Below are 18,156 nucleotides of genomic sequence, written 5' to 3'. Positions count from 1 at the left end.
AATCATAAGAAGCACAAGAGAATGTGTAGATGAATGGAGGCCGCTGTAAATGCCACTTCCTGCTTATAAGCGAGTTGTGTTAAAGTTGAGTGGAGAAGCCCTGGCAGGAGAAGTGGGGTACGGGATTGACCCGAAAATCATCTTTTCCATTGCCAATCAAATCAAAGAGATCGTCGAATTAGGTGTACAGGTAGCAGTCGTAGTTGGGGGAGGTAACATTTGGAGAGGGCTTTCCGGCAGCTCCAAAGGCATGGATCGCGCTACGGCCGATTATATGGGGATGCTCGCCACCATTATGAATTCGCTGGCTCTGCAGGACGGTCTTGAGAAAGTAAATGTGCCAACGCGGGTGCAAACCTCGATCGAGATGCGCCAGGTAGCGGAACCGTACATACGCAGAAAAGCCATTCGCCATTTGGAGAAAAACCGCGTTGTCATTTTCGCTGCTGGTACAGGGAATCCATACTTTTCGACAGACACGACGGCAGCCCTTCGCGCTGCTGAAATCGAAGCAGAAGTCATTTTGATGGCTAAGAACAAAGTTGATGGTGTTTATACTGCTGACCCGAGCGTTGACCCGACAGCCGAGAAATACGACCAGCTCACGTTCCTTGAAGTTTTGAACCAGGGTCTGGGTGTAATGGATTCGACTGCCTCCAGCTTGTGTATGGACAACAATATTCAGTTGATGGTGTTCTCGATTACCGAAGAAGGGAACATCAAACGAGCCGTGATGGGCGAAAAAATTGGAACTATTGTCAAGGGGGAAGCCTGATGCCACAATCGGTATTGAAAGACGCAGAAGAACGGATGACAAAAGCGGTAGCCGCACTGAAAAGGGACTTGGCATCGCTTCGCGCAGGCCGCGCAAATCCAGCCATGCTCGATAAAATCGTGGTTGATTACTACGGCACGCCGACGCCAATCAGCCAGCTGGCGAACGTCAATGCGCCAGAACCGCGTTTGCTGCAAATCCAGCCTTGGGACAAAGGTGCGATGAAGGACATCGAGAGAGCCATCATGCAATCCGACCTCGGTTTGACACCGACAAACGACGGTGTTGTGATCCGCATCGCAGTGCCAATGCTGACGGAAGAGCGCCGCAAAGAATTGGTGAAAGTCGCGAACAAGAGCGCAGAAGAGGCGAAAGTTGCAATCCGCAACATCCGCCGCGATGCGAACGACGAGTTGAAAAAACTTGAAAAGGCAGCGACCATTTCGGAGGACGAATCTCGCCGCCACCAGGAAACGATCCAAAAAACAACGGATAAATTTATCCTTGAAGTGGATAAAGTTGTGAAAGAAAAGGAAAAAGACATTTTGGAAGTGTAGACCCATGCAAGCTTCCCCCTCGTTTGAGGGGGAATTATGTCTATATCTCTCATTTTGGGGGAAAGCTTAATGTTAGAGAAGCTCTCGCAGATGCTTACGCGAAAAGAACGGCAATCCATTGATGAAAATACAGTTCGTGATCGGGAAGCGCTGCCTGCGCACATTGCCGTCATTATGGATGGAAATGGCCGCTGGGCGAAACAGCGCAGCTTGCCGCGCATTGCGGGCCATCGTGCAGGCATGAAGACGGTCAAGGAGATTGTGAAAGCTGCCGACGAGATCGGCATCAAAATCTTGACCCTGTATGCTTTTTCTACCGAAAACTGGAAGCGTCCGCGGGATGAAGTTGATTTTTTGATGAAGCTGCCGCAGGAATTTATATCGACAGAATTGGATGAATTAATCGAACGGAATGTTTGCATCCGCATGGTGGGCAGCAAGGAAGAGCTGCCGTCTTTCACGCGGGATGCATTGGAAAAAGCGGAAAGAAAAACGATAAACAACACAGGCCTGAAGCTGAATTTTGCCTTGAATTATGGCGGGCGCAACGAAATTGTGCGTGCCATTTCCGAGATTTCTCAACGGGTAAAAGAAGGGGGCCTTGAGCCGGAAGAGATTACTGAGTCGTTGATCGCACAACACCTGTACACACGCGAATTTCCGGACCCTGATCTCTTGATCCGCACAAGTGGCGAAATTCGTCTGAGCAATTTCATGCTGTGGCAAATGGCTTATACGGAGCTTTGGTTCACGGATGTGCTCTGGCCTGACTTCAGCAAAGCAGATTTCTATCAAGCCATCGCCGATTATCAAGGACGGGCTCGTCGCTACGGTTCGGTGTAACTCATAAAGAGGTGGGATCAATTGAAGCAGCGGATCATCACGGGAGGGATTGGTGGCATCATTTTCCTATCCCTTGTTTATGCAGGAGAAGAATGGTATTCATTGCTCATTGTGCTACTGGCCTCGATCGGCTTGTACGAATTTTTACGAATGGCCGGACTGCGGCTGTTCAGCTTTGCAGGACTGGTCGGCTACGTACTGATGATGAGCTTGATTTGGCCGTCTCTCTCTTTTTCGAACCTCGTGCCAATCGGTACCGGCGGCAGCACGCCATTGCTGTTGCCTGCGTTATTTCTGCTGCTGTTTTATACCGTGGTTCGCAAAAATCAGTTTCAGATTGAACATGTCGCCCTTACGCTGGTTGGGGCGTTATACATAGGATTCGGGTTTGCGTATATTGCGGCGACCCGCAACTTTTCGCCAGACGGTTTTTATTTGACCATGCTGGTTTTGCTGGGGATCTGGGCAACAGACTCCGGCGCATATTTCGTGGGACGGGCTATCGGCAAAACCAAGCTCTGGCCATCCATCAGTCCGAACAAAACGGTGGAGGGTGCGCTGGGCGGCCTGCTTTTAGGGCTCGTTGTGATCGTGGGGATCGATCTGTGGTTTGCGGTGCTCCCGCTCTCAAAAGCGATCTTGATCGGGTTTGTCACGGGAATCGCGGGGCAGCTCGGCGATCTGGTGGAATCGGCGATCAAGCGGCACTACGATGTGAAAGACTCGGGGCATATTTTTCCCGGGCATGGTGGTGTGATGGATCGGGTCGACAGCTGGATTGTGGTATTCCCGATTTTGCATGTTCTTCATTTGTTAAGCTAACGAAATCCGTTGTTATGTGCATGGGTAGAGGGTGAATATCATGAAAAAAATAGCGCTGCTTGGCTCGACAGGATCGATCGGAACGAGCACATTGGCGGTAGTGGCGGAGCATCCCGAGGCGTTCTGCATTTCGGCGATGGCTGCCGGCAGCAATGTTGATTTGCTCGTGGAGCAGGTGCAGCAGTTTTCGCCTGAACTCGTCTCGGTCGGATCGGAAAAAGCCGCACGGGAGCTGCAAGGCAGGCTGCAGGGCAAAAAACCGGAAATCGTCTGGGGCGAGCAAGGCTTGCTAGACGTAGCGGCACATGCCGACGCCGAGTTTGTCATGACGGCCGTTGTCGGAAGCGTTGGGGTTGCGCCAACCTTGGCGGCGATCCGCGCAGGCAAAACAATCGGCCTGGCCAATAAAGAAACGCTCGTCACGGCCGGGCATATCGTAATGGAAGCCGCTCGTGCGAACGAGGTGACGATTTTGCCGGTTGACAGCGAGCATGCTGCCATTTTCCAATGCTTGCAAGGGGAACACCGCGGAGATGTCGAACGGATCATTATCACGGCATCAGGCGGTTCCTTCCGTCATAAAAAAAGAGAAGAGCTGAAAAATGTGACGGTGCAGGATGCGCTCAACCATCCGAACTGGAGCATGGGTGCCAAAATCACCATCGATTCCGCAACGATGATGAATAAAGGGTTTGAGGTAATCGAGGCGCACTGGCTCTTCGATATGCCGTATGAGCAAATTGATTGCCTCCTGCATTATGAAAGCATCATACACTCTATGGTAGAATATAAAGATAGGGCGGTGATGGCACAGCTTGGCACACCTGACATGAAGGTGCCGATCCAATACGCGCTCACCTATCCGCGCCGTACGAATTTGGCGACAGAGCGCCTCGATTTGGCGAAATTGTCCACGTTGCATTTTGCCGAAATGGATGATGAACGGTACCCATTGTTAAGGCTGGCGTTTGACTGTGGCAAGGCGGGTGGTACGCTTCCGGCAGTCCTCAATGCGGCGAACGAGATTGCGGTCGCACGCTTTTTGCGGGGCGAAATCACATTCCTGGCCATCGAAAAAATTGTCGAACAAGCGTGTGTAGCACATACACCCGTACACAATCCTGATTTGGAAACAATCATGGCAGCCGACGCGTGGGCGAGACAATTTGCAGCAGGGCATGCGGGCGTCTGATTGGTAAAAAAGGAGGTTAACCGTTGCCTTTACCTAACTTTGATTCGCTAGAGTCCGTGATTGCGATCATCGTCGTCTTCGGGATGCTGGTGTTCGTGCATGAATTGGGTCACTTTCTGTTGGCCAAGCGGGCGGGCATTTTATGCCGCGAGTTTGCGCTGGGAATGGGACCGAAAATTTTCCGCTTTAAACGTGGGGAGACGGAGTATACACTGAGATTGTTGCCGATCGGCGGGATGGTCCGCATGGCTGGCGAAGATCCAGAGATGGACGTGCTCAAAACCCACATGAATGTGGGCGTCGAATTGGATCATACGGGCAAAATCAAACGGTTTTTCCTGGACAAATTGGATGCGCTCCCTGCAAACGTAGTGAAAGGGACGCTCTTGGATTGGGAGCTTGAACGCAAGCTTCAGGCGACGCTCGAGGTCGCAGGAGAAACAAGATCATTCGCTGTTCATCCGCAAGCGTTGCTGGTAAGCGCGGGACAGGAAGTGCAGATCGCGCCGCATGACCGCCAGTTTGGTGGAAAGACGGTGCCGCAACGTTTCTGGGCGATTTTTGCCGGACCGGCTGCCAACTTCATTCTGGCATTTGTCCTTTTGGTCGCAATCGGCCTGATTTACGGCGTGCCGACGAATGCGCCCAAAATCGGACCTGTGAATCCAGGTGGTCCAGCGGCGATAGCCGGCTTGCATGAAGGGGATCGGGTCGTCACGATTGATGCGAAACCGGTCGCATCCTGGATGGAGATTGTTGAAGTGGTCAGCAAATCACCAGGCAAGACACTTACGTTTGTCATCGATCGTAACGGGCAGCAACTGAAAGTGCCTGTCAAAGTGGAAAACAAAGACCAGGTAGGCAAGATCATGGTATACAGCCCGGTCGTGTATTCGCCGGGAGAAGCGCTGCGTTTTGGCGCGGAGACCACGTATGATTTCACGGCGATGATTGTCAAAGGGCTGGCCTCCCTGTTCACCGGCCACGTCGGGCTTAAAGATTTGAGCGGGCCTGTGGGCATTTTCAAAATGACGGGCGAATTCGCCCAGCAAGGAATGTCGATCCTGCTGAAATGGGCAGCGATCTTGAGCATCAACCTCGGGTTGTTTAATCTTTTGCCGCTGCCAGCTTTGGATGGTGGACGACTCGTGTTCCTCATCGTGGAAGCCTTGCGCGGCAAACCGATTGATCCGCATAAGGAAGGAATGGTTCATTTCCTTGGCTTTGCCTTCCTGATGCTGTTGATCCTCGTTGTGACGTGGAACGACTTGCACCGCATTTTCTTTTCATAAAGTCACGCCCAATTTTGGGAGAAATAGAACCGCGAACAGGCAGATCAGTACAGACAGAAATGAGAGAAAAAACAAAGCGCGGCCACATGCCTGTGCGGGCGAAAGCTAGCACGGGCGGCCGCATGACTTGTTTTACACAAAAGGAGAGTGCCTCGTAATGTTCAAGCGTGAGGAGACGAAACCGGTATTTGTGGGTGGCGTACAAATTGGCGGACAAAAAAGCGTCGTCATTCAGTCGATGACCACCGCCGATACGCGTGATGTGGAAGCAACATTGGCCCAAATTCAAAGTTTGGCAGATGTAGGATGCCAAATCGTTCGATTGGCGGTCATCAATGAAGATGCTGCTCGTGCGATCAAGCAGATCAAAGAGCGCTCGCCATTGCCGCTGGTTGCCGACATTCATTTCGATTACAAGCTCGCGCTCACCGCGCTGGAGAGCGGAATCGATAAAATTCGGATCAATCCGGGGAATATCGGCTCGAAAGAGAAAACCAAAGCGGTCGTTGAAGCGTGCCGCGAGCGCAATGTGCCGATCCGCATCGGCGTCAATTCCGGTTCGGTAGAGAAACGGTTGCTCGATAAATACGGTTATCCAAGCCCGGAAGCAATCGTGGAGAGCGCGATGAGCCATGTCGAGATTTTGGAAGAACTCAATTTCGACAATATCATCATCTCGCTCAAATCGTCCGATGTGCCAACGATGATCCAAACGTATTCCCTTATGGCGCAAAAACGCAACTATCCGCTGCACGTAGGGGTAACCGAGGCGGGGACGATGTTCTCCGGCAGCATCAAGTCGTCCGTGGGAATCGGCACCGTGCTCTCGATGGGCATCGGCGACACGATCCGCGTATCGCTGACGGCCGATCCGGTCGAGGAGATCAAGGTGGCGAAGCAAATTTTGCGCAGCCTGGATATCGTCAACAACGATCCGGTCGTAATCGCGTGTCCGTCTTGCGGCCGTTGTGCCATCGATCTGATCGGTCTGGCTACCAAGGTGGAGGAAGCTGTTACCACGATCAAGAAGCCGCTGAAGATCGCCGTTATGGGCTGTGCGGTAAACGGTCCTGGCGAAGCGCGTGAAGCGGACGTGGGCGTTGCTGGCGGCAATGGGGAAGGTCTGATTTTCCGCAATGGTGAAATTGTGCGGAAAGTGAAGGAAACCGAACTGTTTGAAGAATTGATGAAAGAAATTCACAGCATGGTATAAAAAGGGGAATGGGAACGATCGCCATTTGCGCGATCGCAACCGACCCGTTATGGAATGTTTGTCGTGGAGATTGAAGGAGGAACTTGTCCGTGTTGAAGCAGAGTCAGATGTTTATTCCTACATTGCGTGAAGTACCATCCGATGCAGAAATCGCCAGCCACAAGCTGTTGGTTCGCGCTGGTCTGGCGCGCCAGCTGGCGTCGGGGATTTATTCCTATCTGCCGCTTGGTTTGCGCGTCTTGCAAAAGATTCAAGCGATTGTCCGTGATGAAATGAACAAGGCAGGAGCACAGGAAATGGTGATGCCAGCCATGCAGCCAGCCGAGCTGTGGGAAAAGAGCGGCCGCTGGGAAGCGTACGGCCCTGAGCTGGTTCGCCTGAATGACCGTCACAATCGTCCGTTCGCCTTGGGACCGACGCATGAAGAAGTCGTGACGACATTGGTTCGCGATGAAATCAATTCCTACAAAAAGCTGCCGATCAATTTGTACCAAATCCAAACCAAATTCCGCGACGAAGTTCGTCCTCGCTTCGGTTTGATTCGCTGCCGCGAGTTCATCATGAAGGATGCGTACTCGTTTGATACAACGCAAGAAGGATTGGACAAAAGCTTTCAGGACATGTTCAATGCCTATACCAATATTTTTACGCGTGTCGGCCTGAATTTCCGCGCTGTTGAAGCGGATGCGGGTTCGATCGGCGGAACCGGTACCTATGAATTCATGGCGCTGTGCGAGATTGGCGAAGACACGATCGCATATGCGACAGAAGGCGATTACGCTGCCAACCTGGAAAAGGCGGAAGTGGTGTACAACGGCGCGCCAAAACAAGATGCGAGCGTGCCTGCACCTGAAAAAATCCACACGCCTGGCGTGAAAACAATCGAACAGCTGACGGAATCGCTTGGCGTGGAAGCAAGCTCGATCATCAAGAGCCTTGTCTGCAAAGTCGATGACCGGATCGTTCTCGTCCTGGTGCGCGGTGACCATGAGCTGAACGATGTAAAACTGAAAAACCTGTACGATGCGACGAATGTCGATTTCGCCAGCGAGGCGGAAGTGCGTGCAGCGGTTGGCGCGCCAATCGGCTTTGTCGGCCCAGTGGGTGTCGACGGCGACAAGATTGACATCATCGCCGACAACTATGTTCAGGATATCGTAGATGGATTGGTCGGTGCCAATGAGGCAGACTATCATATCAAACATGTGCAGCCAGGCCGTGATTTCACGGTCAAAACCTATGCCGATCTGCGCAACATCATGGAGGGCGACGATTGCCCTCGCGGCGGCGGTAAAATCGCGTTTGCGCGCGGTGTTGAAGTCGGACACGTCTTCAAGCTGGGGACGAAATACTCGGAGCCGATGGGCGCGACCTTCCTTGACGAAAACGGCCGTTCCAAACCGATGATCATGGGCTGCTACGGCATCGGGGTTTCCCGTACGCTCGCAGCGGTTATCGAGCAAAACAACGATGAGAACGGCATCATCTGGCCGGTTTCGATCGCGCCTTACCACGTTCATGTGATTCCAATCAATGCCAAAGTAGACGAACAGCGTTTGGCGGCGGAAGAGCTGACCGCAAAACTGACCGCTGCCGGCATCGAAGTCCTCTATGATGATCGTCTGGAGCGCGCAGGCGTGAAATTTAAAGATGCGGATTTGATCGGTCTCCCAATCCGCATCACGATTTCCGATAAAGTCAACGAGGGTACGGTTGAGGTGCGTGTGCGCCGATCCGGCGAAGCTGTCGATGTTCACGTCGATGACTTGATCAGCCATGTAAAAGAAAAATTGGCTGTACTGTAAGATACTGCTCCGGCGAAAGCGGGAGGAAAATGACCGTTTTTGTCGAACTTGTAGGAGGCTACTCTGATTCCTGATTCAGGGTGCCTCTTTTCTTTTTTCGCGTCAAACGGAATTTCTCGCAAGATGAGGTGACTAGGGGAATGGATCGCATAGCAGAACAGCAGCAGCGCTTTTCCGTGCTGGTGCAACAGCTGCAGCTGCCGACCGATTGGGTGCAGCCTTATTTTCAATCGGGTCGGATCGATAAACTGGAGATTCGCAAACAGACGAAAGAATGGATTTTTTCGTGTACCCTGCCGAGACTATTGCCCAAGGATGTCTATCATCAATTTTATAGCCAGCTGAAGCATTCGTTTGCGCATTTGGCACAAGTGGACTTATACCTTCGTTATGATCAGACGCCGGGCGTTGACGAATTGGTGGCGGATTATTGGAACTACCTGCTGGCACTCTTGGAACCAAAAGTGAACTCGATCGCGCAAACGGTGCGCAATGCGCAAAAATCGGTGGATGGCAGCCTGATTACGGTGACGCTGCCGACCGAAATGGCGATGGAAATGGCAAAACGGAAGAAAGTGGATGCCGAGCTGGCCGAGCTGTTCGCGAAGGTGGCGGACATCAAGCCGCGTTTTCACTTCCAGGTGGAAGAAAACAATGAGGCGATGAAAGCATTCCTCGAGCAGCGTGCGGAAGAAGAGCGGGCGCTTGTGGAAGTCGTGGTCAGCGCGGTACAAGCCGAGAAAGAGTCCCAGCAGGAGCAGGAAGCGGTCACAACGATCATGGTCGGCTATGAGATCAAGGACGATGCGATTCCGATCCATGAGATTCAGGAGGAAGAGCGCCGCATTGTCATCCAAGGGACCGTGTTCAATAAAGAGCTGCGCGAACTGAAAAGCGGACGCCATCTGCTGACGTTCCATCTGACGGATTATACCGACTCGCTGACAGTCAAGATTTTTTCCCGCGACAAAGAAGATGCCAAAGTTCTCGAAGCGATCAGCGACGGCATGTGGCTGAAGGTGCGCGGCAGCGTGCAGCATGACCAATTTGCCCGCGAACTCGTGATGACGGCGAACGATTTGAACCAAATTGAAGCACAGGGCCGAAAAGACTGGGCGGAAGAGAAGCGTGTGGAGCTGCACTGCCATACGCCGATGAGTTCGCTCGACGGTGTCGCATCTTTGAAATCGCTCATCGGCACAGCGGCCAAATGGGGACACAAAGCGATTGCAGTCACGGACCACGGCGTCGTGCAGGCGTTTCCGGAGGCGTATGGGCTCGCGAAGAAAAACGGGATCAAGTGCATTTTAGGCTTGGAGGCATACGTCGTGGAAGACGGCATCGACGTCGTCTACAACCTCGATCCGAAAACGAACGATATCGAGATCAACGAGCACACCGAATACGTTGTATTTGACGTGGAAACGACCGGTTTGAATGCCGCTGAGCATACGATCATCGAGATTGCCGCCGTCAAGATGAAAGGGCTCGAGATTATCGATCAATGGACCGAGCTGGTCGACCCGCAGCTGACGATCGGGCCGAAGACGACCGAGATTACGGGGATTACCAACGAGATGCTGCGCGGCAAAGATACACTCGAGGTCGTTTTGCCCAAATTCAAGGAGTTTGCCGGCAATGCGATCCTGGTCGCGCATAACGCGGAGTTTGACCGCGGCTTCATCAATGCGTGCGCCAAGCGGATCGGCATGGAAACCTGGAACAATCCGTTTCTCGACACGCTGCCATTGGCGCGAATGATGTACAAAGATATGCGCAGCTACCGACTGGGAAGCCTGGCCAAGCGATTCAACGTCGATTTGATCAATGCGCACCGTGCCTTGGACGATACCGTCGCACTGGCGCACATTTTGCAATATATGCTCAAAGACATTCGCGAAGCGCAAATCACAAGCCTCGCACAGCTGAATGAAGAGAGCAACAAGCAGGCCGATTACAAAAGCTCCCGGCCGTTCCATGCGACGATCCTCGTGCAAAACAAGACCGGCCTGAAAAACTTGTACAAGCTGGTCAGCCGCTCGCATGTCGAGACGTTTTTCCGTTGGCCGCGAATCATGCGCAGCCAGCTGACAAAGCACAAAGAAGGCTTGCTCATCGGGACAGCCTGCAAAGACGGGGAGCTGTTCCAGGCGATTTTGCGCGGAAAAACAAAGGAAGAGCTGAAAGAGGTTGCCCGCTTCTATGACTATATCGAGCTGCAGCCGATCGAGCATTACAAGCCGCTGCTACGCGATGAGAACATACCGTCGCTGGACGTGGTGCAAGGCTATCACCAGCTGCTTTTGGAGATCGGAGACGAGCTGGGGATTCCGGTCGTCGCCACGGGTGACGTCCATTTCCTCAACCCGCAGGACCATGTGTACCGGGAAGTGTTTTTGCTCTCCCAAAACAATCCGGATGCCAACGACCAGCCGCCGCTCTATTTGATGACGACGGACGAAATGCTCGCCGCATTCTCCTATTTAGGTGACCGCGCGCGGGAAATCGTCATCACCAATACGAACAAAGTGGCGGACATGATCGAGGATGTCAGTCCGATTCCGGATCGCCTCTATACGCCAAACATCGAGGGGGCAGACGACGAGCTGCGCGACATGTGCTATGTCAAGGCTCGCAAGCTGTATGGCGATCCGCTGCCGGAAATCGTCGAGGCGCGCCTGGAGAAGGAACTGAACTCGATCATCAAGCACGGCTTCGGCGTTATTTATTTGATTTCACAGCGTCTGGTGACCAAATCGCTGCGCGATGGCTACCTGGTCGGTTCACGGGGGTCTGTCGGCTCCTCGTTTGTCGCGACGATGTCCGATATTACCGAGGTTAACCCGCTGCCGCCGCACTATTTGTGCCCGAACTGCCAGCACAGCGAATTCATCCTGGACGGGTCGATCGGTTCCGGTTTTGACCTGCCGGATAAGGAATGTCCGAAATGCGGCCACATGTTCGCCAAAGATGGACAAGATATTCCGTTTGAAACGTTCCTTGGCTTTAAAGGGGACAAAGTACCCGATATCGACCTGAACTTTTCCGGGGAGTACCAGCCACGGGCGCATAAGTATACGCAGGAACTGTTCGGCGTCGATAACGTATACCGCGCCGGCACGATCGGTACCGTAGCGGAGAAGACCGCCTTCGGTTATGTTCGCAAGTTTGCGGATGAGCGCGGCAAGGTCATGCGCAATGCCGAAATCGCCCGTTTGGTCAATGGTTGCACGGGTGTGAAGCGGACGACGGGACAGCACCCGGGCGGGATCATCGTTGTGCCGGACTACATGGAGATTGAAGATTTTTGCCCGATCCAGTACCCGGCGGATGACAATGAATCCGAATGGCGGACCACGCATTTCGACTTCCACTCGATTCATGACAACTTGCTCAAGCTCGATATTCTCGGGCACGACGATCCCACGGTCATCCGCATGCTGCAGGACTTGACCGGTATGGACCCGAAAACGATCCCGCTGGATGATCCGAAAACCATGTCGATCTTCAGTACGACCGAAGCGCTCGGCGTTACCCCGGAACAAATCCGCACGAATATGGGGACGCTCGGCATCCCTGAGTTCGGAACCAAATTCGTTCGCCAGATGCTCGAGGATACGAAGCCGACCACCTTCGCCGAGCTGGTGCAGATCTCCGGTCTGTCCCATGGTACGGACGTATGGCTGAACAACGCGCAGGATTTGATCCGCTCCGGCACGTGCAAGCTGTCGGATGTAATCGGTTGTCGCGACGACATCATGGTGTACCTGATCTACAAAGGGCTCGATCCGTCACGAGCGTTTAAAATCATGGAGTCCGTGCGGAAAGGGAAGGGCGTCAACGAGGAAGACCAGGAAGAGATGAGAGCCAATAACGTGCCGGAATGGTATATCGACTCGTGCCAGAAGATCAAATACATGTTCCCGAAGGCGCATGCGACCGCTTACGTCATGATGGCCGTGCGCATCGCCTACTTCAAGGTGCATCGCCCGCTTGAGTTTTACGCGACGTATTTCTCGGTCCGTGCCGACGACTTTGACATTCCGTTGATGGTCAAAGGCTCTGCAGCCATTCGCGCCAAGATCGAGGAGATCGAGGGCAAAGGGCATGATGCGCAGCCAAAAGAGAAGGCGCTCTTGACCGTGCTGGAAATGGCGCTGGAAATGGTTGAGCGCGGGTTCAAATTCAAAAATGTCGACTTGTACCGTTCGGACGCGACCCGCTTCCTGATTGAGGGCGATTCCTTGCTTGCGCCGTTCAATGCGTTGCCTGGTCTCGGTACGAACGCGGCGATCAGCATCGTAAAAGCGCGCGAAGATGGAGAGTTTTTGTCGAAAGAGGACTTGCTTTCCCGCTCGCGGATTTCCAAAACGATTTTGGAGTATTTGGAAGAGCAGGGGGCTTTGCAAGGACTGCCGGAATCCAACCAGCTTTCCCTGTTTTAGCCGTTCACGGTTGTCATGCTAGGAACGTTATGCTATAATTTCTTTGGGAATACTGTTGATACTCGTTACTGTTGAGAGTGGGGAAACCCACTCTTTCTTTCTGGGTAAATGAGCATGAAGCAAAGGAGGTACCTGAAGTGAGTAAGGTAACGCAAATCGTTGAAGATCTGCTTGCACCCATCATGGAAGAAATGAATCTGGAAGTCGTTGAAGTCGAGTACAAGAAAGAGGGGAGCAACTGGTTTCTCCGCGTCTTCATCGACAACGAGTCGGGCACCATCGATATCGATGACTGCGGCGCTGTGAGCGAACGGTTGAGCGAGCGTCTCGACGAGGTCGATCCGATTCCGACGGCGTACTTCCTGGAAGTCTCTTCACCCGGTGCAGAGCGTCCGCTGCGCAAGGAGAATGACTATCGCAAGGCGGTCGGCAAACACGTACATATTGTCACCAAAGAAGAAATCGACGGCCACACTGTTTTTGAAGGGGAATTGACATCCTTTGAAGAAGGTGTGTTAACGGTTGCGGAAGCGAAGAAGACGTATCGCATTTCGCTCGCGCAGATTGAGTCCGCGCGGATGGCAATCGTTTTTTAAGGAAGCACACGACAAATACATGATGTTGCAATTCCGAAAGGAGGGGGCAAAGAAAAAATGAACTCGGAGTTTATCCAAGCATTAGAAGACATTGAAAGAGAAAAGGGAATCGCCAAGGACATTCTGATCGAAGCGATTGAAGCTGCCCTGATCTCTGGATACAAACGTAATTTCAATTCAGCGCAAAACGTGCGGGTGGATGTGAACCGCTTTACCGGTCAAGTGCGCGTATATGCCCGCAAAACGGTGGTGGAGGAAGTCCTTGACACACGCTTGGAGATTTCGCAGGAAGCGGCGCATGAGATCGACCCCAACTACCGTCTGGAAGACATCGTGGAGATTGAAGTGACTCCGCGCGACTTCGGTCGCATCGCGGCGCAAACGGCCAAGCAAGTGGTCACCCAGCGCATTCGCGAAGCCGAGCGCGGTTTGATTTACAGCGAATTCATCGAGCGCGAGGACGACATCGTCACCGGTGTTGTGCAGCGCCAGGATAGCCGTTTCTATTACATCGATCTCGGCAAGGTGGAGGCGATCATGCCGCTTACCGAAAAAATGCCGACCGATGAATTTAAGCCGCAAGATCGGATCAAGGCATATATTATCAAGGTTGAAAAAACGAACAAAGGACCGCAAATCGTGGTCTCCCGCACGCATCCTGGCCTGCTGAAACGACTGTTTGAGCTGGAAGTGCCGGAAATTTACGACGGGGTTGTCGAAATCAAGTCGGTAGCCCGCGAAGCAGGCGACCGTTCCAAAATCGCGGTTCACTCCGTCAATCCGGAAGTTGATCCGGTGGGTGCCTGTGTCGGACCGAAGGGCATGCGCGTACAGACGATCGTCAATGAGCTGAAAGGCGAAAAGATCGATATCGTGCGCTGGTCCGAGGACCCGGCTGAATATGTGAAAAACGCACTGAGCCCGTCCAAGGTGCTCTATGTAGACGTAAATGTCGCGGAGAAGGTCACTCGTGTCATCGTTCCGGACTACCAGCTGTCGCTCGCGATCGGCAAGCGCGGCCAAAATGCACGTCTCGCGGCCAAGCTGACCGGCTGGAAAATCGACATCAAAAGCGAGAGCCAAGCCGAGCAGGAAGGAATCGACTACCCACGCAGTGCCGAGAATCAAGAACTGGTGGATGTGGATGAATGATGAAGCAGAAGAAGATTCCGCTTCGCAAGTGCATCGTCTGTCAGGAGATGTATCCGAAAAAAGAGCTGGTCCGCGTTGTTCGCACGCCAGAGGAAGAAATCCGGATCGATCTGAACGGGAAAGCAGCGGGACGCGGGACTTACGTATGCCGCCGCGAAACGTGCATGACACCGGATACGTTCGCCTCAGGCAAATGGAAAAAAACGTTGGAGCGCGCTTTGAACATGACGATTTCACAAGAGCAATATGATGCGTTTCGCAACCAATGGCTGGAGTTGATCGGGAAGTGAACCCGAAATTGACACAGATTCTAGGGCTTGCCATGCGTGCCCGTAAGGTGACAACGGGTGAGGAACTGGTAGTGCGTGCGATTCAAAGCAAACAGGCACGACTGGTTTTGTTATCCACAGATGCTTCTGCGAACACCGTCAAGAAGATAACGGACAAATGCCAGTATTATTCCATTCCTTGCTACCAGCCATTAAACCGGCAAGAGTTGGGTCATGCGATTGGAAAAGAAGCGCGCGTTACGCTTGCGGTTACAGACGTCCACTTTGCACAGAGCATCCAGCGCCTTCTCACACCTATTTCGTAAGGGGTGAAGTTATGAAAACACGCGTGTATGAATACGCCAAAAAACATAATATGAGCAGTAAGGAAATCTTGAATTTGCTTAAAAGGCTAAACATAGATGTATCGAACCACATGAGCATCATGGATCAGGAAATGGTGGATAAGGTAGAGCAGCATATGGCTAAATTAAGAGCAACAGCTCGAACCGGCAGCGAAAAAACCGCCGGTGAACCGAGTGCCGCTGTCAAACCGAGACCACCGCAAGTTTCCCAGCCTCAGCCGCAACAAAGCGGGCAAAGCAATCGTTCGCAACAGCAAAGTGGACAAAACAGCAGACCGCAACAAAATCAAGGTGGCCAGGGCTCTAGGCCACAGCAGGGCGGACAAGGCAGTCATGCAAGCAGACAGCAGGGGAACGCCCAGCAGGATCGAAGACCGGGGGGAGGCGGGCGACCGCAAACCGGTGAACGACCCAATCGATCCAATGCACCAGGCGCTTTTGAACAGCGCTCAAATCAACAAAAAACACAGGGGAAAAACCAATTGAGAAAATCAAACGACAATAAAAACCACACCGCAAAGCCGACGAACCAAGCCAAGGCGAACATTCAGCCGACTACGACTGTTGAAGACATCGACAACACTGCAGCACCAGCTGAAGATTTTGAGGACAAAGTGAAAATTCCCGCAAAAGTTGGATTGGAAAAGCGGGAAAAAATCAAGAAAAATCCGGGCGTAAAGAAAAGCTTCGAGGACAACAAAAAATCGCCATCCTTTACCAAAGGACAAAACAACCGCAACCAAAACAACCGAAGAGGTCAGTCCACTCCGCCGCCACAGCAGCGTCCACAGCTCGAACCGCCAGCAAAGATCGTGTTTACCGAATCTTTGACGGTAGGGGAACTGGCGAAAAAGCTGCGCAAAGAGCCGGCTGAAATCATCAAAAAGCTGTTTGGTCTGGGCATCTTGGCGACGATCAACCAGGATCTGGATAAAGACACAATCGAACTGATCTGCAGCGAATACAACGTTGAAGTAGAAGAAAAGATCGTCATCGACGAGACCAACTTCGAAACGATTGAAGAAGTGGATCAGCCGCAAGACATGCAGGAGCGTCCGCCGGTTGTCACCATCATGGGTCACGTTGACCACGGGAAAACAACGCTGCTTGACGCCATCCGTTCCACAAACGTGGTAGCGGGCGAGGCAGGCGGGATCACGCAGCATATCGGTGCGTATCAGGTAGAAATCAAAGGCAAGAAAATCACGTTCCTCGATACACCGGGCCATGCTGCGTTTACGACGATGCGTGCACGCGGTGCGCAAATCACCGACATCACCATTCTGGTTGTCGCAGCGGACGACGGCGTTATGCCGCAAACCGTGGAAGCGATCAGCCATGCCAAAGCGGCGAATGTACCGATTATCGTAGCGGTGAACAAGATCGACAAAGAAAACGCCAACCTCGACCGTATCAAGCAAGAGCTGACCGAGTACGGTCTGGTAGCGGAAGAGTGGGGCGGCGAAACGATTTTCTGCCCGCTTTCGGCAAAACAGCGCAAAGGGATCGAAGAACTGCTCGAGTACATCCTGCTTGTCGCAGAAGTGCAAGAGTTGAAAGCGAACCCGAACAAACGTGCCCGCGGTACGGTTATCGAGGCCGAGCTGGATAAAGGGAAAGGGCCTGTTGCCCGCGTTCTGGTGCAGCACGGCACGCTGAAAATCGGTGACCCGATCGTTGTCGGCGCTGCATTTGGCCGCGTGCGTGCAATGGTCAACGATAAAGGCAGAAGAATTAAAGAAGCAGGACCATCCACACCGATCGAGATTACCGGTCTGAACGATGTGCCGCAAGCAGGCGATCAGTTCATGGTCTTTGAAGATGAGAAAAAAGCCCGTGCAATCGGGGAAGTGCGTGCATCCAAGCTGCGCGAATCCGAGCGTCGTGCCAATACCCGCGTATCGCTGGACGATTTGTTCCAACATATCCAGGAAGGCGATATCAAGGAATTGAACCTGATCATCAAAGCGGACGTACAAGGCTCCGTCGAAGCGCTCCGCGGTTCGTTGGAAAAAATCGATGTGAACGGTACCCGCATCAAGATCATTCATACAGGCGCAGGCGCGATCACCGAATCGGATATTACGCTGGCAAATGCCTCCAACGCGATCGTAATCGGCTTCAACGTACGCCCTGAGCCGAATGCGCGCAACATGGCGGAGCAAGAGCAAATCGACATCCGTTTGCACCGCGTCATTTACAACGTCATCGAAGAAATCGAATCCGCCTTGAAAGGGATGCTCGATCCGGTTTACAAAGAGTCCATCATCGGTCAAGCGGAGATTCGCCAAGTATTCAAGATTTCCAAAGTGGGTAACATCGCAGGTTCCTACGTTACGGAAGGCAAGCTGAGCCGCGATGCAGGCGCTCGCCTGATCCGCGAAGGCGTTGTCATTTACGAAGGCAAGCTGGATACGCTCAAACGCTTCAAAGACGATGCCAAGGAAGTCGCAGCCGGTTACGAATGCGGATTTACATTGGATAAGTTTAACGATATTAAAGAGGGCGACATTGTGGAAGCCTTCGTAATGGTGGAAGTCAAACAATAATGGTTGGGACTGTGCGTTTGGAGCTGCATATCGCACACAGCCAAAGCTTGAAAGACAAACGTGCGGTTGTGAAAAGCCTCATTTCACAACTGCGCAACAAATTTAATGTGTCGGCGGCGGAAACCGCCTATCTGGAGCAGTGGCAGCGTACCGAAATCGTGGTCGCTGCCGTTGCCAATGAAATGGCGTTTTTGCAAAAGGAGCTCGATGCCGTCGTTCGGCTGGTGGAAATCGCTCCCGGCGTGGAGTTGATTGCCGTTGATACTGATTACTGCGACTGA

Annotated in this window: 15 protein-coding genes; all 15 read left to right on the top strand. The window is 52.7% G+C overall.

The features are described 5' to 3' along the window. Positions 1–49 precede the first annotated feature (49 nt). The 15 genes from pyrH to ACTID9_RS16900 all read left to right on the top strand — a co-directional run bounded on the left by pyrH (position 50) and on the right by ACTID9_RS16900 (position 18,156). Positions 50–775, top strand: coding sequence for a UMP kinase (gene pyrH, locus ACTID9_RS16970; protein WP_441065820.1), 726 nt, complete (start codon positions 50–52; stop codon positions 773–775). Further along, entirely contained in the window at positions 775–1,332 is a 558-nt protein-coding gene (frr, locus tag ACTID9_RS16965) for a ribosome recycling factor (protein ID WP_441065818.1), read from the top strand. The genes pyrH and frr overlap by 1 nt, the downstream gene beginning before the upstream one ends. 69 nt (positions 1,333–1,401) lie before the next feature. Continuing rightward, positions 1,402–2,175 (top strand): isoprenyl transferase, encoded by a 774-nt coding sequence (locus ACTID9_RS16960; protein WP_441065816.1) that lies wholly within the window; start codon positions 1,402–1,404, stop codon positions 2,173–2,175. 21 nt (positions 2,176–2,196) lie between these two features. Beyond that, positions 2,197–2,997 carry a phosphatidate cytidylyltransferase gene (locus ACTID9_RS16955; protein ID WP_441065814.1) on the top strand — a complete coding sequence of 267 codons (801 nt, stop codon included), beginning with the start codon at positions 2,197–2,199 and terminating at the stop codon, positions 2,995–2,997. 40 nt (positions 2,998–3,037) lie between these two features. Further along, complete coding sequence (locus ACTID9_RS16950; RefSeq protein ID WP_441065812.1) at positions 3,038–4,189, top strand: 1-deoxy-D-xylulose-5-phosphate reductoisomerase; 1,152 nt, start codon at positions 3,038–3,040, stop codon at positions 4,187–4,189. Positions 4,190–4,212: 23 nt separating this feature from the next. Next, positions 4,213–5,481, top strand: a complete 1,269-nt coding sequence (gene rseP, locus ACTID9_RS16945; protein WP_441065810.1) for an RIP metalloprotease RseP — start codon at positions 4,213–4,215, stop codon at positions 5,479–5,481. 157 nt (positions 5,482–5,638) lie between these two features. Further along, complete coding sequence (ispG, locus tag ACTID9_RS16940) at positions 5,639–6,694, top strand: flavodoxin-dependent (E)-4-hydroxy-3-methylbut-2-enyl-diphosphate synthase (protein ID WP_441065808.1); 1,056 nt, start codon at positions 5,639–5,641, stop codon at positions 6,692–6,694. Between the two features lie 92 nt (positions 6,695–6,786). Further along, positions 6,787–8,499 carry a proline--tRNA ligase gene (locus tag ACTID9_RS16935; RefSeq protein ID WP_441072629.1) on the top strand — a complete coding sequence of 571 codons (1,713 nt, stop codon included), beginning with the start codon at positions 6,787–6,789 and terminating at the stop codon, positions 8,497–8,499. A gap of 140 nt (positions 8,500–8,639) precedes the next feature. After that, positions 8,640–12,944, top strand: a complete 4,305-nt coding sequence (locus tag ACTID9_RS16930; RefSeq protein WP_441065806.1) for a PolC-type DNA polymerase III — start codon at positions 8,640–8,642, stop codon at positions 12,942–12,944. A gap of 137 nt (positions 12,945–13,081) precedes the next feature. Then, complete coding sequence (gene rimP / locus ACTID9_RS16925) at positions 13,082–13,540, top strand: ribosome maturation factor RimP (protein ID WP_441065805.1); 459 nt, start codon at positions 13,082–13,084, stop codon at positions 13,538–13,540. A 57-nt stretch (positions 13,541–13,597) separates the two neighbouring features. Beyond that, positions 13,598–14,692 (top strand): transcription termination factor NusA, encoded by a 1,095-nt coding sequence (nusA, locus tag ACTID9_RS16920; RefSeq protein WP_441065803.1) that lies wholly within the window; start codon positions 13,598–13,600, stop codon positions 14,690–14,692. Then, positions 14,692–14,982, top strand: coding sequence for an RNase P modulator RnpM (rnpM, locus tag ACTID9_RS16915; RefSeq protein ID WP_122916718.1), 291 nt, complete (start codon positions 14,692–14,694; stop codon positions 14,980–14,982). Before nusA ends, rnpM begins: the two co-directional genes overlap by 1 nt. Next, positions 14,979–15,287, top strand: a complete 309-nt coding sequence (locus ACTID9_RS16910; protein ID WP_122916498.1) for a YlxQ family RNA-binding protein — start codon at positions 14,979–14,981, stop codon at positions 15,285–15,287. Before rnpM ends, ACTID9_RS16910 begins: the two co-directional genes overlap by 4 nt. A gap of 11 nt (positions 15,288–15,298) precedes the next feature. Further along, a complete protein-coding gene (infB, locus tag ACTID9_RS16905; protein ID WP_441065801.1) occupies positions 15,299–17,875 on the top strand; it encodes a translation initiation factor IF-2 in 2,577 nt (858 codons plus the stop codon). Next, on the top strand, positions 17,875–18,156 hold the full coding sequence (locus ACTID9_RS16900) for a DUF503 domain-containing protein (protein ID WP_441065799.1): 282 nt from the start codon (positions 17,875–17,877) through the stop codon (positions 18,154–18,156). Before infB ends, ACTID9_RS16900 begins: the two co-directional genes overlap by 1 nt.

It is taken from the genome of Brevibacillus fluminis (genome assembly GCF_052072235.1).
Lineage (GTDB): Bacteria > Bacillota > Bacilli > Brevibacillales > Brevibacillaceae > Brevibacillus_D > Brevibacillus_D fluminis_A.
The sequence above is the reverse complement of the archived record's forward strand: the minus strand, read 5'-3'. Positions and strand labels throughout refer to the sequence as shown.

Bases quoted from the DNA above. Each gene is read 5' to 3' on its own strand.
- infB (WP_441065801.1), top strand. From the start codon at position 15,299: ATGAAAACACGCGTGTATGAATACGCCAAAAAACATAATATGAGCAGT.
- ACTID9_RS16930 (WP_441065806.1), top strand. From the start codon at position 8,640: ATGGATCGCATAGCAGAACAGCAGCAGCGCTTTTCCGTGCTGGTGCAA.
- pyrH (WP_441065820.1), top strand. From the start codon at position 50: ATGCCACTTCCTGCTTATAAGCGAGTTGTGTTAAAGTTGAGTGGAGAA.
- rnpM (WP_122916718.1), top strand. From the start codon at position 14,692: ATGAAGCAGAAGAAGATTCCGCTTCGCAAGTGCATCGTCTGTCAGGAG.
- ACTID9_RS16960 (WP_441065816.1), top strand. From the start codon at position 1,402: ATGTTAGAGAAGCTCTCGCAGATGCTTACGCGAAAAGAACGGCAATCC.
- ACTID9_RS16950 (WP_441065812.1), top strand. From the start codon at position 3,038: ATGAAAAAAATAGCGCTGCTTGGCTCGACAGGATCGATCGGAACGAGC.
- nusA (WP_441065803.1), top strand. From the start codon at position 13,598: ATGAACTCGGAGTTTATCCAAGCATTAGAAGACATTGAAAGAGAAAAG.
- frr (WP_441065818.1), top strand. From the start codon at position 775: ATGCCACAATCGGTATTGAAAGACGCAGAAGAACGGATGACAAAAGCG.
- ispG (WP_441065808.1), top strand. From the start codon at position 5,639: ATGTTCAAGCGTGAGGAGACGAAACCGGTATTTGTGGGTGGCGTACAA.
- ACTID9_RS16900 (WP_441065799.1), top strand. From the start codon at position 17,875: ATGGTTGGGACTGTGCGTTTGGAGCTGCATATCGCACACAGCCAAAGC.